Origin of the sequence: Streptomyces sp. NBC_00354, assembly GCF_036106915.1 — a bacterium.
In the GTDB taxonomy this organism is placed as follows: Bacteria; Actinomycetota; Actinomycetes; order Streptomycetales; family Streptomycetaceae; genus Streptomyces.
In genome coordinates, this window is record NZ_CP107983.1 from 5,608,975 (window position 1) to 5,623,028 (window position 14,054).

Consider the following 14,054-nt stretch of genomic DNA (forward strand, 5'->3'; position numbering starts at 1 on the left):
GACGTACCGGCAAGGGGCAAGGGGACAGACGTGTCAGCGGCTAGGCAAAGTGTCGTGGACGCCCGCAGGATCGTGGTCAAGGTCGGTTCCTCCTCCTTGACCACCGCGGCCGGCGGACTCGACGCCGATCGGGTGGACGCCCTGGTCGACGTACTGGCCAAGGCCCGCAGCGGCGGCGAGAAGGAGATCGTCCTCGTCTCCAGCGGAGCCATCGCCGCCGGACTCTCCCCGCTCGGCCTGCGCCGACGCCCCACGGACCTGGCCCGGCAGCAGGCCGCCGCCAGCGTCGGGCAGGGGCTGCTGGTCGCCCGGTACACCGCCTCCTTCGCCCGGTACGGAGTCCGCGTCGGCCAGGTGCTGCTGACCAGCGACGACACCAGCCGGCGCGCCCACTACCGCAACGCGTACCGGACCTTGGACCAGCTCCTGGCCATGGGCGCCCTGCCGGTGGTCAACGAGAACGACACCGTCGCCACGGACGAGATCCGCTTCGGCGACAACGACCGGCTCGCGGCCCTCGTCGCCCACCTGGTCCGCGCCGACCTCCTCGTTCTCCTGTCCGACGTGGACGGCCTGTACGACGGCGACCCGTCACTGCCCGGCACCACCCGCATCGACGAGGTGCACGGCCCCGAGGACATCGCGCACGTCTCCATCGGCAGCGCCGGCAAGGCGGGCGTGGGCACCGGGGGCATGGTCACCAAGGTCGAGGCGGCGCGGATCGCGGCGGCGGCCGGCATCCCGGTCGTCCTCACCTCGGCGAGCCAGGCCGCGGACGCCCTGGCCGGGCGGCCTACCGGTACGCACTTCCACGCCACCGGCCGCCGCTCGGCGGACCGGCTGCTGTGGCTCCAGCACGCCTCGACCCCACAGGGGCACCTGGTCCTGGACGAGGGCGCCGTACGCGCGGTGACCGAGCGCGGCAGCTCCCTGCTGCCCGCCGGGATCGCAGCCGTCGAGGGAGAGTTCGTCGCCGGCGACCCGGTGGAACTGCGCGCGCCCGACGGCCGCGCCGTGGCCCGCGGGCTGGTCAACTTCGACGCCAAGGAACTCCCGCAGCTCCTCGGCCGCTCCACCCGGGAGCTTGCGAAGGAACTCGGCCCGGAGTACGAGCGCGAGGTCGTACACCGCGACGATCTGGTCCTGCTGCAGGGCTGAGGTTCGGTAAAACCGCCGCGCGGCGGGCCGGGGACTGGTCAACTGTGAGGGGCGGACAGGCATGGCGCAGACAGGAGGCGGGCTGGTGAGACGAGCGCTGACCAGCATCAGCGGCGGCGGGGACGGCGAGCAGGACGAAGCCTCCCGCCTCTGGCACGTCACCCTGAGCGTCTCGGGCAGGCCGGCGCCGCTGTCGGAGGTCCGACGCGGGCTGGAACAGCTGGCGCACGACCACCCGTTCCTCCTCACCAGCCGGTACGCCGACGACCATGCGGAGATCCGGTACTGGGAGGAGGCCCGAGACCTTCACGACGCCGCGGCCGTCGCCCTGCGCCTGTGGGGCGAACACCGCTCCTCGGCGCAGCTCCCGCCGTGGGAGATCGTCGGCCTGGAGGTCATCGACCGCGCGACGTACCACCTCCGAGTGGCGGAGGGCTACGGCCCACCTCCCGCGCACCCGGTGGGTGTCCACCCGTACTAGCCGCATCCGGCCCACCGGCACCATCCAGCCCCGTCGGCGTTTGAGGCGCGGGATCCGGGGCGGAGCCCCGGGTCTTCCGGGGTCCGGGGCGGAGCCCGGGGAACGGTGGAAGGGCGGGTAGGGGACGAGCCCCGCAGGGCCCACAAGCCGCACCCCGGCCAGTGCATCGAACAAGGGCATCTCGCGGGATGGAACCCCGTCGGCCGGGGCGGGGCCGGGGACTACCCTGGGCGGCATGACCTCGCTCGACGCCCCCGTCTCGCCCGTGATCGCCACCGCGCAAGCGGCCCGCACCGCCGCCGCGGCCATCGCCCCCCTCCCGCGGTCCGCCAAGGACACCGCGCTGCTGGCCATCGCGGACGCCCTGGAGGCCCGTACGGCCGAGATCGTCACCGCCAACGCCGTCGACACCGACAAGGCGCGCGCCGCCGGCACCAGCGAGACCGTCATCGACCGCCTCACGCTCACCCCCGAGCGCGTCCGCGCCATCGCCTCCGACGTGCGCGACGTCGCCGCCCTCCCCGACCCCGTCGGCGAGGTCGTCCGCGGCTCGACCCTCCCCAACGGGATCGACCTGCGCCAGATCCGCGTCCCGCTCGGCGTCGTCGGCATCATCTACGAGGCCCGCCCCAACGTCACCGTCGACGCCGCCGCCCTCTGCCTCAAGTCCGGCAACGCGGTCCTGCTGCGCGGCAGCTCCTCCGCCTACGCCTCCAACACCGCCCTCGTCGCCATCCTGCGCGACGCCGTCGAGAGCGCAGGCCTGCCCGCCGACGCGATCCAGCTGGTCCCCGGCGAGTCCCGCGACTCCGTCCGCGAGCTGATGCGCGCCCGCGGCCTCGTCGACGTCCTCATCCCGCGCGGCGGCGCCTCCCTCATCAAGACCGTCGTCGAGGAGTCCATCGTCCCGGTCATCGAGACCGGTACCGGCAACTGCCACGTCTACGTGGACGCCCAGGCCGACCTCGACATGGCCGTGGACATCCTCATCAACTCCAAGGCGCAGCGGCCGTCCGTCTGCAACTCCGCCGAGACGCTCCTCGTCCACCGCGACATCGCCGACGCCTTCCTGCCGCGCGCCCTCGACGCCCTCGCCGACGCCGGCGTCACCGTCCACGGCGACGCCCGTGTCCTCGCGGCCGCCGAGAACTCCAAGGCCACCGCGCTCCCCGCCACCGACGAGGACTGGGCCGCCGAGTACCTCTCCTACGACATCGCCGCCGGCGTCGTGGACTCCCTCGACGACGCCGTCGCCCACATCCGCCGCTGGACCTCCGGCCACACCGAGGCGATCGTCACCACCTCGCAGGCCGCCGCCCGCCGCTTCACCCAGCTGGTCGACTCGACCACGGTCGCCGTAAATGCCTCCACCCGGTTCACCGACGGTGGCCAGTTCGGCTTCGGCGCCGAGATCGGGATCTCCACGCAGAAACTGCACGCCCGCGGCCCGATGGGCCTCCCGGAGCTCACCTCCACCAAGTACATCGTCACGGGCGACGGTCACGTTCGGTAGTCGGACCTCGAACGCCGGGTGGCCGGATTTCGGCGCACACCCTGCCCAAAGCAGCCCCCCAGGTCTAGGCTGTTGCTGTGCCGGACGACGTGGGGGGCAAGTTCCCGGACGACGGGGAGCCCGACAACGACGACCGCGGAGGCGCGGATCACGACTTCGCCTCCGTGGTGTTCGACGAGGACTTCGTCCGGAACGCCGAGATTCATGAACCGAGCGCCGCAGAGCGCCAGCGGGCCGCCGACCGGGCGCGCGCGGAGGCGGAAGCCGCCCGCGCCGTCGCCGGCGGCTGGACCTCCGACGACGACTACGACGGCTACGGCTACGGCCGCCCCGACGGGTACGGCATCGACGAACCCGGCTGGGAACACGGCGCCGGCTACGCGGAAGGCCCGTACGGGGCCTACGGCGGCGCCCTGCGCCCCTACCGGGGCCGCTCGCCCTGGCTGCGCCCGGTCGCCTGGGTGCTCGCCTTCGTGATGGGCCTCGGCATGGTCGCCCTCGCCTTCAGCGCCGTCTACCGCAGCGCCTCGAGCGACGCGGACCACGCTCCCGCGCCCGCCAGCACCCCGCTGACGGAAGTCAGCGGCGCCGGAGCGTTTATGTACCCCGTCGGCCGCCAACCCTGAAGGTACGACCCCACTCGCGTTCGCCGGAGCTGGGGGCTTCTCTGAAGCGGGGACAGCGGGGAGAAGCAATGGCCGTGCCAGGAGATCCACCCGACGGCACCCCCGAGGGCATCGGCGGGGGCGACGAGGAGTTCCGGTCGGACGAGTACCGATCGGTCGTGTTCGACGAGGACTTCGTCCGGGCTGCCCGGCTCCAGGAGTTCTCCGCCCAGGAGCGGATGGGCGAGCATGCGCGGGCCGTCCGCAGCCGGTCCGTCTGGTCCGGCGGCGGCTCCTCCCGGCCCCGGACCAGCACGCCCGGCCGGGGAGCCCGCCAGGGCATGCTGCTGGTGCTGCTCATCGCCGTGGCCTTCGCCGCGGCCGTCTACATGGGCCTGAGCAACCCGGCCGTACCCCCGTCCACCGGTCGGACCGATCCGCTGAGCAGTACGGTCGTGCCCCTCGCGCCGAGCACCGCCGTGCCCGGCGGGCGGCCCGTCGACCTGTACGCGAAGAGCCCGGCGGCCGAGTACCGCGTCGGGGCGGCCGGGATCACCCTGCCGGCCGTGCGCCGCACCCACCACTTCACCGAGGGGCAGGTCGTCACCGCCCTGTCGATCGCCAAGGACTACCTGGTGCAGTCTTCGCTGGACCCCGACGTCCTGGCCGGCGCCGCCACCCGGCCCGTGCGCGTCCTGCTCGACCCCGACCAGCTGGCGCAGTTCGACCGCAGCATGACCTCGCCCTCCGGCGACGGGCGGCACGCCTCCACCGGCTGGCTGGTCCGCTTCGACCCGGGCACGGCCGTCGTCGCCGACACCCGGGTCCGGGTGAGCGGAGCCCTCGCCTTCGAGGAGGTCTCCGCGGACGTGCTCGAGGTGACCGGCGACCACACCTTCGTGTACGCCGTGCGCCCCGCCACCGGATCCCCGGCCGCGGCCGACGGAGCCTCGCTCTTCACCGTCCGGCGCGAGCTGCGGCTGCGCTTCGACCGGGAAGACCTGGCGGCCCGGCGGGCGGAGCTCGTCTCGGCCTACGTGATGGCCGGTCCACAGGACTGCTCCACCGATCCCGCCGAAGGCTTCCGTCCGGTCCTGGCCGGGGCGGGACCCACCACGGTCGGCCCGGCCGCGAGCGACCCGTACACCAGCGGCACCCCGCGGCGCACCGCCGGGCTGTGCGGGGTACTGGCGCCGCCCACGGCCGCCGGGACCGCCCCCGTCAGCCCTGCTCCGTAGCGGGGCCGCCCTTGTTCTCGGCGCCCGAGCCCGTACCGGCGCCGCCGGCCGCGCCCGTGAACTTGTCGCGCAGCTTGCCGCCGACGTCGGCCGCGCCGCCCGCGATGTCGCCGACCAGCTTGAACAGCGGGTCCTTGCTGCTGCGCACGGCGTCCGCGTAGTGCGAGGCCGACTCCCGGAAGGAGTCCGTGACCGAGGTGTCCTTGTCCTCGTCCCGCCGCGGGTAGTGGCCGTCCATGATCCGCTGGTAGTCCCGGTTCTGCGACCACTTCTTCAGCTCGGCCGCCCGCACGGTGGTGAAGGGATGCGTCCGCGGCAGCACATTGAGGATCTTCAGCACCGAGTCGCGCAGATCGCCGCTCGACTCGTACTCCTCGGCCTGGGCCAGGAAGGAGTCCACGTTCATCTCGTGGAGGTGGTTGCCGCCCGCGATCTTCATCAGGCCCCGCATCGACGCGTTCACGTCCTGCCCGACCAGCAGCCCCGCCCGGTCCGCGGACAGCTCCGACTTGCGGAACCACTCCCGCAGCGCGGTCACGATCGCCATGATCGCCACATTGCCCAGCGGGATCCACGCCACCTTCAGCGCCAGACCCGTCAGGAACAGCAGGATCGTGCGGTACACCGCGTGCCCCGACAGCGCATGGCCCACCTCGTGGCCCACGACCGCCCGCATCTCCTCCTCGTCGAGCAGCTCGACCAGGCCCGTCGTCACCACGATGATCGGCTCGTCCAGCCCGATGCACATCGCGTTCGGCTTCGGGTCCTGCTGCACGTACATCTGCGGGACCCTCTCCAGGTCCAGGATGTAACAGGCGTCGCGCAGCATCTCGTACAGGTGCGGGAACTGCGTCTCGCCCACCCGGACGGATTCCGACAGGAAGAGCAGGCGCAGGCTCCGCTCCGGAAGCAGCCCGCTCAGGGCCTTGAACACGGTGTCGAACCCGCTCAGCTTGCGCAGCGCCACCAGCGCCGAGCGGTCAGCCGGGTGCTCGTACGCGCGCGAGGAAATTCCGGGAAACCTCCTGCGGTCCCGCGCCGGTACCTTCTCGAACCCGGTCTCCGTCATAACGCCCTCCCCCTTGATCGGCCTGTGCGCTTCTGCGTCTATCCTCTCCAACGCCTGAGTCGGCGTGAGCGTGCCCCAGGCCCCCGCATACGATGTGAGCGAAGTCTCCGCCCGCTCCCCGACTCGATAGGTATCTGCCTGATGAGCCTCTCCACCACCGCCCACAACCTGGTCGTTCTCGCGTCGGAGGGCGCCGAGCAGCACGGCGGCAACCACGACAGCCTGAACCCGTACCTGACCGGTGGCGGCGCGCTGTTCATCCTGCTGCTGATGCTCTGGGTGACCACGCGCCTGAACCGCGACCGCTGAACCCGCGCTCGCGCACACGCTCGAATGCGGGTCCACGCCGCTCCGCCGGGCCAGTAGGCTCTGCGCTCATGGGAGAGCAGGAGATGCCTACCGGCCCGGTCAAGCGCCGGCTCGGCGTGATGGGCGGGACATTCGACCCGATCCACCACGGACACCTGGTGGCCGCCAGTGAAGTGGCCGCCCTGTTCCACCTCGACGAGGTGGTGTTCGTACCGACCGGCCAGCCGTGGCAGAAGTCGCAGCGCGCCGTGTCCCCCGCCGAGGACCGCTATCTGATGACGGTCATCGCGACGGCCTCGAACCCCCAGTTCTCGGTGAGCCGCATCGACATCGACCGCGGCGGGCCGACGTACACGATCGACACCCTGCGGGATCTGAGCGCGCTCAACGAAGACGCCGACCTCTTCTTCATCACCGGCGCCGACGCCCTCGCCCAGATCCTGACCTGGCGGAATGCCGACGAGCTCTTCTCGCTCGCCCACTTCATCGGAGTGACCCGGCCGGGCCACGTGCTCACCGACGACGGGCTCCCCGAGGACGGCGTCTCGCTGGTGCAGGTGCCCGCGCTGGCGATTTCGTCCACGGACTGCCGCGCACGGGTCGCCCAGGGGGATCCTGTCTGGTATTTGGTGCCCGACGGTGTGGTGCGCTACATCGACAAGCGTGAGCTGTACCGGGGAGCCTGAGCTTCCGGAGAGAGGGGCCCCGCGGTGAACGACCGACAGGATCCGTACGACCGGTACGATTCGGGCGCAGCACAGGAGCAGCAGCTCATCGGCTACGACGCGTACGGGCGGCCGGTGTACGGCCAGGTGCCCGCGCAGCCCGCCCAGTACGAGCAGGCGTACGAGCAGCAGTACGGCTACGACCACCAGGGCTACGGCCAGCAGGCGTACTACCAGCAGCAGCCGCAGCAGCCGGCCGCTCCTGACTACGGCCGGCAGGAGTACACCCAGGCCCCCGGCTACGGGTACGACACCCAGCACACGCAGCAGACCCAGCAGTGGATCCCGCAGCAGGCCGCCTCCGAGCCCCCCGCCCCGGCCCCCGCGGCCGAGCCGCAGCCCCCGCGCCCCGCCCAGGTCCCCGAACCGCGCCGGGCCGAGGAGGACGGGCAGTCCGCGCCCGACTACCGCACCGAGCAGTTCGCGTTCATCGACCAGCCGGACGAGGACTCCGAGGACGTCATCGACTGGCTCAAGTTCACCGAGAGCCGGACCGAGCGCCGCGAGGAGGCCCGCCGCCGCGGCCGCAACCGGGTGGTCGCCCTGATCGTCGTCCTCGCCCTCTTCGCCGTCGGCGGCGTCGGCTACCTCTGGTACGCGGGCAAGCTGCCGTTCCTCGACGGCCCCGGGCAGAAGAAGGACTCCGCGGCCGCCGCCGGACCGCAGAAGCGCGACATGATCGTCGTCCACCTGCACAACACCAAGAAGGGCGGCACCTCCACGGCGCTGCTCGTCGACAACGTCACCACCAAGAAGGGCGCCACCGTCCTGCTGCCGAACACGCTGGGCGTCCCCAAGGACGACGGCACCGCCGCGGGCCTCGGCAAGGCGGTCGAGGACGGCGGCGTGGGCGTACGGGACTCCCTCGACTCGGTGCTCGGCACCCACATCGGCGGCACCTGGCGCCTGGACACCCCCTTCCTGGAGAACCTGGTCGAGCTGGTCGGCGGCATCGAGACCGACACCGACACCGCGGTCCCGGCCGACGACGCCGCCAAGACCCCGGCCGTGGCCCAGGGCCAGAAGCAGCACCTCAGCGGTGCGATGGCCGTCGCGTACGCCACCCACCGCGCCCAGGGCGAGCCCGAGGCCAAGCAGCTGGACCGCCTCGGCAAGGTCCTCTACGGCGTGCTGCGCAAGATCCCCGGCGACGCGAAGTCGGCGACCGTCACCGTCGAGAGCATGGGCCAGATCCTCGACCCCTCCCTGAACGCCCAGGCCCTCGGCGCCCTGCTGGCCAGGCTCGGCGAGCACGCCAAGGAGGGCGCCGACGCGTACCGCACGGACGTCCTCGCGGTGAAGCCGGACGGCACGCTCACCGACGACGCCAACAAGAACGTCGTCAAGGAGGTCCTCGGCGGCAGCTTCACGGCGGCCCAGGCCGGCACCGCGCCGCGCGTCGGCCTCAAGGACGCCACCGGCGACGACAAGACGCAGGTCGCGGCGAAGGCGGCCCTGCTGAACGGCGGCTACACCTTCGTGGACGGCGGCAAGGCCGACAAGACCCAGCCCGCCACGCAGATCACGTACCAGGACGACGCGCAGCGGGCCAAGGCGGTCGAGGTCGCCAAGACGCTGGGCCTGCCGGAGACCGCCGTGAAGAAGGGCGAGAACGCCGTGAACGCCGACGTCGTGGTGACCCTGGGCAAGGACTACAAACCGTCCTGACCCGGGCCTGACCAGGCCTTCGGGGAGTGCCCCGGCCCGCGCGGGACGCTGCGCGCGGGCGGGGTCGGCGGTACATGAGACCCTTGTAAGGATCTGCCCGCCAACCCGAAAGCATGGCCAGTGACCGCCACGGACCGCTCCATCGAGCTCATCACCGCCGCCGCCCAGGCCGCGGCCGACCGGCTCGCGCACGACATCATCGCGTACGACGTCAGCGACGTGCTGTCGATCACCGATGCCTTCCTGCTCGCCTCGGCGCCCAACGACCGCCAGGTCAAGTCGATCGTCGACGAGATCGAGGAGCGCCTGCTCAAGGAGCTCGGCGCCAAGCCGGTGCGCCGCGAGGGCGACCGCGACGCCCGCTGGATCCTGCTCGACTACATCGACATCGTCGTCCACGTGCAGCACAGCGAGGAGCGGGTCTTCTACGCGCTGGAGCGCCTGTGGAAGGACTGCCCCGAGATCGAGCTGCCCGAGGACGCCAAGCTCACCAAGGGCAAGGCGGAGGAGCACGCCAAGCTGCGCGAGGCGGCGGGCGACGACGACCTGGACGGTGATCTGTTCTGAGCGCGACCGCCACCGGGAAGACCGGCCGGAAGATCGTCCTCTGGCGACACGGCCAGACCTCGTGGAACCTGGAGCGCCGCTTCCAGGGCTCCACGGACATCGAGCTGACCGAGACGGGTGTGGCGCAGGCGCGCCGCGCCGCCCGGCTGCTCGCCTCGCTGCAGCCGGACGCCATCGTGGCCTCCGACCTGAAACGGGCCGCCGCCACGGCCGCCGAGCTGGTCGCCGTCACGGGCCTGGCCGTGACCCACGACGCCGCGCTGCGCGAGACGTACGCCGGTGAGTGGCAGGGCCTCACGCACGACGAGATCATCGAGAAGTACGGCGAGCAGTACGCGGCGTGGAAGCGCGGCGAGCCCGTCCGCCGAGGCGGCGGCGAGCTGGAGACCGAGGTCGCCGACCGGGCGGCGCCGGTGGTGCTCGAGCACGCCGGCCGGCTGCCGGAGGGCGGCACGCTCGTCGTGGTCAGCCACGGCGGGACCATCCGTACGACCATCGGCCGTCTGCTGGGCCTGGAGGCGTACGACTGGGAGAGCCTGGGCGGGCTCTCCAACTGCTGCTGGTCCGTCCTCGGCGAGGGCGCGCGCGGCTGGCGTCTGATGGAGCACAACGCCGGCACGCTGCCGGAACCGGTGCTCGGCGACGACGACTGAGACCGCCTCAGGGCGGCTCCCACCCGGATTTCACTTTCCGGCTGGTCGCAGGCTAGAGTTCTTCTTGTTCGCAGCGCAGAACACCGGAAACGGGGGGAGCGCAGCGGAGAGCGGGGCTATAGCTCAGTTGGTAGAGCGCCTGCATGGCATGCAGGAGGTCAGGAGTTCAATTCTCCTTAGCTCCACAATCAGGATCCCGTCCCCAACAGGGGGCGGGATCCTTCCGTTTGTTCCTTCGGTGCCTGCTGACCTGCCCCGTACCCGCGTGGCAGAATCGGACCGCCGGAGGGGTGAGTCGACGGCCCGATGCGGGAGGGAGTCGCTGACGGATGGGTGCACACCGGCGGCGGTGCGACTGGTGCAACAACGGCACGCCGATCGTGCGGGACATGGACCCGGTCAACCCCGACTACCAGTACTGGTGCGAGGAATGCGCGCGGGCGCTGATCATAAAAGGCGACCCGATCGAGACGTACCGCGAGCTGGAGGGGGAGCCGATCTACGGCCGGCTGCTCGACGAGCACTGCACGCTCAAGCGGTTCTACCAGTTCGCCAGAGCCTAGAGCCGCGGCGCGGAACAGGGATGAGGAGCGGGGTCTGGAACAGAGTCCGGAACGGGATGAACCGGGCGAAGCCGAACGCCCGGAAATCGATTTTTGGACCTGGGCCATGACCGTGTAATGTTCTCGATGTCGCCAGGGGGAACCGGCAAGGGAAACCGAGCAGGGGCCCGGCGGCAGAGAAGCAAGGGGCTATAGCTCAGTTGGTAGAGCGCCTGCATGGCATGCAGGAGGTCAGGAGTTCAATTCTCCTTAGCTCCACAGAAGAGAAACGGACCACCCGGATCGGGTGGTCCGTTTCTCGTTGTGCGGAACGGTCGAGCGGCCGCCGGACCCGCTGCGGTACCCTGGCGCCATGCGTGCCGTACGCCTTCTGCTTACCGAGCCGCGCTGATCAGTGCCGACCCTTCGAGACGGTCGGCATCGGCGCGGCGCCCCCTCCTGTGCGAGGGGTTTTTTCGTTTGGGCAGGCAGAGACGGCAGAGACGATCGATGGAGCTTCAGAAATCATGAGCGAGACGAACACCCCGGCCCCCGAGGCGGCCGAGGCGCACCGTTACACGGCTGCCATGGCCGCCGACATCGAGGCACGCTGGCAGGACGTATGGGACGCGCAGGGCACCTACGAGGCCCCCAACCCGACCGGTGACCTGGCCGGGGACGCGGCGGTCGTCGCGCGGCCCAAGAAGTTCATCATGGACATGTTCCCGTACCCGTCCGGTGCGGGCCTGCACGTCGGTCACCCGCTGGGGTACATCGCCACCGACGTCTTCGCCCGCCACCAGCGGATGACCGGCCACAACGTCCTGCACACCCTGGGATTCGACGCCTTCGGCCTGCCGGCCGAGCAGTACGCCGTGCAGACCGGCACGCACCCGCGCGTGTCCACCGAGGCGAACATCGAGAACATGAAGCTCCAGCTGCGCCGGCTGGGCCTGGGCCACGACAAGCGCCGCTCGTTCGCGACGATCGACCCGGACTACTACAAGTGGACCCAGTGGATCTTCCTGCAGGTCTACAACTCCTGGTACGACGCGGACGTGGCCAAGGCCCGCCCGATCGCCGAGCTGGTCGCCGCCTTCGAGGACGGCTCCCGTGAGGTTCCCGGGGGCCGCGCCTGGGCCGACCTGACCGCGGGCGAGCGCGCCGGCGTGCTGAACGAGTACCGGCTGGCGTACGCCTCGGACGCGCCCGTGAACTGGTGCCCCGGGCTGGGCACCGTACTGGCCAACGAGGAGGTCACCGCGGACGGCCGCTCCGAGCGCGGCAACTTCCCGGTCTTCAAGGCCAAGCTGAGCCAGTGGAACATGCGGATCACCGCGTACGCCGACCGGCTGCTGGACGACCTGGACGCGCTGGACTGGCCCGAGGCCATCAAGCTGCAGCAGCGGAACTGGATCGGCCGCAGCGAGGGCGCACGCGTCGACTTCGCGGTCGGCGACGACGCCATCACGGTGTTCACCACGCGTCCCGACACCCTGTTCGGCGCCACCTACATGGTGCTGGCGCCCGAGCACGAGCTGGTCGAGAAGGTCGTCCCCGCCGAGTGGCCCGAGGGCACGCACCAGGTGTGGACCGGCGGCGCCGCGACCCCCGGCGAGGCCGTCGACGCGTACCGCAAGCAGGCCGCCGGGAAGTCGGACGTCGAGCGCCAGGCCGAGGCCAAGGACAAGACCGGTGTCTTCACCGGCGCGTACGCGATCAACCCGGTCAGCGGCGACCAGGTCCCCGTCTTCATCGCGGACTACGTGCTGATGGGCTACGGCACCGGCGCGATCATGGCCGTCCCGGCGCACGACAGCCGCGACTTCGAGTTCGCGCGCGCCTTCGAGCTGCCGATGCGCTGCGTCGTGGAGCCCTCGGACGACCGCGACGCCGACCCGGCCGAGTGGGACGACGCGTTCTCCTCGTACGACGGCACCATCGTGAACTCGACGGGCGAGGGCGTCTCCCTGGACGGCCTGGGCGTCGTCGAGGCGAAGGCCGCCATCACCGCGTGGCTGGCCGAGCAGGGCATCGGTGAGGGCACCGTCAACTTCCGCCTGCGCGACTGGCTGTTCAGCCGCCAGCGCTACTGGGGCGAGCCCTTCCCGATCGTCTACGACGAGGACGGCGTCGCGCACGCGCTGCCCGAGTCGATGCTGCCGCTGGAACTGCCCGAGGTCGAGGACTACTCGCCGCGCACGTTCGAGCCGGACGACGCCACCTCCAAGCCGGAGACCCCGCTGTCGCGGAACGAAGAGTGGGTCGGCGTCGAGCTGGACCTGGGCGACGGCCGCGGGGTGCGCCCGTACCGCCGCGAGACCAACACCATGCCCAACTGGGCCGGTTCCTGCTGGTACGAGCTGCGCTACCTGGACCCGCGCAACGGGTCCGCGCTGGTCGACCCGGAGATCGAGCAGTACTGGATGGGGCCGCGCGAGGGCGCTCCGCACGGCGGCGTCGACCTGTACGTCGGCGGCGCCGAGCACGCGGTGCTGCACCTGCTGTACGCGCGCTTCTGGTCGAAGGTGCTGTTCGACCTGGGCCACGTCTCGTCGGCCGAGCCGTTCCACAAGCTGTTCAACCAGGGCATGATCCAGGCGTACGCGTACACCGACGCGCGCGGTGTGTACGTGCCGGCTGCCGAGGTCGAGGAGCGCGACGGCGGCTACTTCTACCAGGGCGAGCCCGTCAAGCGCGAGCACGGCAAGATGGGCAAGTCCCTGAAGAACGCCGTCACGCCGGACGAGATCTGCGAGGAGTACGGCGCGGACACCCTGCGCCTGTACGAGATGGCGATGGGCCCGCTGGACGTCTCGCGTCCGTGGGACACCCGGGCCGTGGTGGGCCAGTACCGGCTGCTGCAGCGACTGTGGCGCAACATCGTGGACGAGGAGTCCGGCGCGGTCACCGTCGTGGACGGCGAGCCGGGCGAGGACACCCTGCGCGCGCTGCACAAGGCGATCGACGGGGCCGGTGCGGACATGGCGGGGCTGCGCTTCAACACCGCCATCGCGAAGATCACCGAGCTGAACAACGCGCTGACCAAGGCCGGCCGCCCGCTGGAGCGCTCGGTCGCGGAGCGGCTGGTCCTGCTGATCGCCCCGCTGGCCCCGCACATCGCGGAGGAGCTGTGGCACCGCCTGGGCCACAGCGACTCGGTGGTCCACCGGGACTTCCCGGTCGCGGACCCGGCGTACGTCGTGGACGAGAGCGTGACCTGCGTCGTCCAGATCAAGGGCAAGGTCAAGGCCCGCCTGGAGGTGTCGCCGGCGATCTCCGAGGGTGATCTGGAGCAGCTGGCGCTGGCCGACGAGGCGGTCGTGGCGGCGCTGGGCGGGGCCGAGATCCGCAAGGTGATCGTGCGCGCGCCGAAGCTGGTGAACATCGTCGTCTGACGCGCCGTGCCCCTGATCCGGTCGGGCCGATCCGATCCGGTCGATCCGGTTGATCTAGGGGTGTTCCCGTACGGGCAGGTTGGGGGTTCGTTTGGAACCCCCGACCTGCCCGTGGCGTTTACGGTGGA

Annotated in this window: 13 protein-coding genes and 2 tRNA genes; 14 read left to right on the forward strand and 1 reads right to left on the reverse strand. The window is 71.2% G+C overall.

Annotated elements, in window-relative coordinates; all coding sequences use genetic code 11:
- The first annotated feature begins 30 nt into the window (after window positions 1–30).
- The 5 genes from proB to OHT74_RS25660 all read left to right on the forward strand — a co-directional run bounded on the left by proB (window position 31) and on the right by OHT74_RS25660 (window position 4,995).
- The gene (proB, locus tag OHT74_RS25640; protein ID WP_328621514.1) at window positions 31–1,158 is read left to right on the forward strand and encodes a glutamate 5-kinase; all 1,128 of its coding nucleotides are present in this window, start codon (window positions 31–33) and stop codon (window positions 1,156–1,158) included.
- 61 nt (window positions 1,159–1,219) lie between these two features.
- Window positions 1,220–1,639: a hypothetical protein gene (locus OHT74_RS25645; RefSeq protein WP_443047543.1), complete on the forward strand. Its 420-nt coding sequence runs from the start codon at window positions 1,220–1,222 to the stop codon at window positions 1,637–1,639.
- Window positions 1,640–1,874: 235 nt separating this feature from the next.
- Window positions 1,875–3,152 (forward strand): glutamate-5-semialdehyde dehydrogenase, encoded by a 1,278-nt coding sequence (locus OHT74_RS25650; RefSeq protein WP_328621515.1) that lies wholly within the window; start codon window positions 1,875–1,877, stop codon window positions 3,150–3,152.
- A 77-nt stretch (window positions 3,153–3,229) separates the two neighbouring features.
- The gene (locus OHT74_RS25655) at window positions 3,230–3,778 is read left to right on the forward strand and encodes an SCO2584 family spore wall biosynthesis protein (protein ID WP_266667115.1); all 549 of its coding nucleotides are present in this window, start codon (window positions 3,230–3,232) and stop codon (window positions 3,776–3,778) included.
- 68 nt (window positions 3,779–3,846) lie between these two features.
- The gene (locus OHT74_RS25660; protein ID WP_328621516.1) at window positions 3,847–4,995 is read left to right on the forward strand and encodes an SCO2583 family membrane protein; all 1,149 of its coding nucleotides are present in this window, start codon (window positions 3,847–3,849) and stop codon (window positions 4,993–4,995) included.
- Here the strand turns inward: OHT74_RS25660 and OHT74_RS25665 are convergent.
- The gene (locus tag OHT74_RS25665; RefSeq protein ID WP_266667119.1) at window positions 4,979–6,064 is read right to left on the reverse strand and encodes a M48 family metallopeptidase; all 1,086 of its coding nucleotides are present in this window, start codon (window positions 6,062–6,064) and stop codon (window positions 4,979–4,981) included. The genes OHT74_RS25660 and OHT74_RS25665 overlap by 17 nt on opposite strands.
- A 141-nt stretch (window positions 6,065–6,205) precedes the next feature.
- Between OHT74_RS25665 and OHT74_RS25670 the strand changes: the two genes are divergently transcribed.
- The 9 genes from OHT74_RS25670 to leuS all read left to right on the forward strand — a co-directional run bounded on the left by OHT74_RS25670 (window position 6,206) and on the right by leuS (window position 13,926).
- Window positions 6,206–6,373, forward strand: coding sequence for a hypothetical protein (locus OHT74_RS25670; RefSeq protein ID WP_037635354.1), 168 nt, complete (start codon window positions 6,206–6,208; stop codon window positions 6,371–6,373).
- Between the two features lie 68 nt (window positions 6,374–6,441).
- Window positions 6,442–7,059 (forward strand): nicotinate-nucleotide adenylyltransferase, encoded by a 618-nt coding sequence (gene nadD / locus OHT74_RS25675; protein WP_030297205.1) that lies wholly within the window; start codon window positions 6,442–6,444, stop codon window positions 7,057–7,059.
- Between the two features lie 24 nt (window positions 7,060–7,083).
- Entirely contained in the window at window positions 7,084–8,766 is a 1,683-nt protein-coding gene (locus OHT74_RS25680) for an LCP family protein (protein WP_328621517.1), read from the forward strand.
- Window positions 8,767–8,886: 120 nt separating this feature from the next.
- The gene (rsfS, locus tag OHT74_RS25685; protein WP_053786810.1) at window positions 8,887–9,333 is read left to right on the forward strand and encodes a ribosome silencing factor; all 447 of its coding nucleotides are present in this window, start codon (window positions 8,887–8,889) and stop codon (window positions 9,331–9,333) included.
- Complete coding sequence (locus tag OHT74_RS25690; protein WP_266673051.1) at window positions 9,330–9,986, forward strand: histidine phosphatase family protein; 657 nt, start codon at window positions 9,330–9,332, stop codon at window positions 9,984–9,986. Before rsfS ends, OHT74_RS25690 begins: the two co-directional genes overlap by 4 nt.
- Before the next feature lie 112 nt (window positions 9,987–10,098).
- Window positions 10,099–10,171 (forward strand) — tRNA-Ala (locus OHT74_RS25695).
- Between the two features lie 144 nt (window positions 10,172–10,315).
- Entirely contained in the window at window positions 10,316–10,549 is a 234-nt protein-coding gene (locus OHT74_RS25700; protein WP_008738908.1) for a hypothetical protein, read from the forward strand.
- Window positions 10,550–10,734: 185 nt separating this feature from the next.
- Window positions 10,735–10,807: transfer RNA gene (locus OHT74_RS25705), tRNA-Ala, on the forward strand.
- A gap of 248 nt (window positions 10,808–11,055) precedes the next feature.
- Window positions 11,056–13,926: a leucine--tRNA ligase gene (gene leuS, locus OHT74_RS25710; protein ID WP_328621518.1), complete on the forward strand. Its 2,871-nt coding sequence runs from the start codon at window positions 11,056–11,058 to the stop codon at window positions 13,924–13,926.
- The last annotated feature ends 128 nt before the right edge of the window (window positions 13,927–14,054 follow it).